The organism is Luteitalea sp., assembly GCA_009377605.1.
Lineage (GTDB): Bacteria > Acidobacteriota > Vicinamibacteria > Vicinamibacterales > Vicinamibacteraceae > WHTT01.
Genome location: WHTT01000235.1, coordinates 1 through 872 on the forward strand (window position 1 = coordinate 1; position 872 = coordinate 872).

Genomic DNA, 872 nt, shown 5'->3' on the forward strand with positions numbered 1-872 from the left:
AGGTCACCTCGGCCACGTACGTCCCGGGGCGCCCGGCGGGCCGCGCCCGGAACGTCCGCACGACGCCGGCGCCGTCGCTGATCTCCACGCTCGGCTCCAGGCCGTCGAGCGGCGTGATCCCGTGCTGCTTGATCAGCAGCTCGGCGCGCCACTCGTCCCCGGGTGCGATGTCCGCGGGCGGCTTGGCCACCTCCACGGTGGCCCAGCCTCCGGCCTGGGCGGTCCCGGCGGGGACGGCGACGGCGGTGAGCGGCGGCGTGGCGTCGAGATCTACCTCGATGTACAGAATCTTTTCAATACGACCAACTTCACCAGCTATGGCGGCGTCATGACGTCGCCGTACTTCAGACAGCCCACGGCCGCTGGTGGTGGCCGCCGCGTGGAGCTCGGCACACGCGTGTTCTTCTAATCCAACGGATTCACTTGTACTGTCAATCCGTAGCGCAGGCCTTTAGGCCTGCCGATCGCGGCGCGAAATCTCTGCAGGCAGGCCTAAAGGCCTGCGCTACTTCCGTTCCAGCGGTGCCACGGTGAACGACCACGAGACAGGGATCGACGCCGGGCGGTAGCACAGCTTGTCGTCACACGCCTGATAGTCGAGCTGTCCGCTGATGGTGAGAGTCTTTTGTTTCTGGAGGGCGGCCTGTATCTCTTTCGAGGCGCCCACGGCGATTTCCTGCGTGAGGCGAAACGGATCGCTATAGACAGGCACGTGCTCGTCCAGTGGCTCGAAGAAGTAAATCCCGGCTGGCGGATAGCTGACCGGCTTCGCTGTGACGCCCGGCGTCTCCGTGAGCGTGAGCGTGATCACCCTGTAACCTTCTGCGCCAGGTGCGTAGACGTGCATGTTCGCCTTTGGTCTAACATCGAGG

At 65.0% G+C, this 872-nt stretch carries 1 protein-coding gene; it reads right to left on the minus strand.

Annotation, left to right across the window (positions count from 1 at the left end; translation table 11 throughout):
- Window positions 1-505: 505 nt before the first annotated feature.
- Window positions 506-872, minus strand: a 367-nt coding sequence (locus GEV06_28705) for a hypothetical protein (GenBank protein ID MPZ21826.1), incomplete at its 5' end; no start/stop codon positions are given.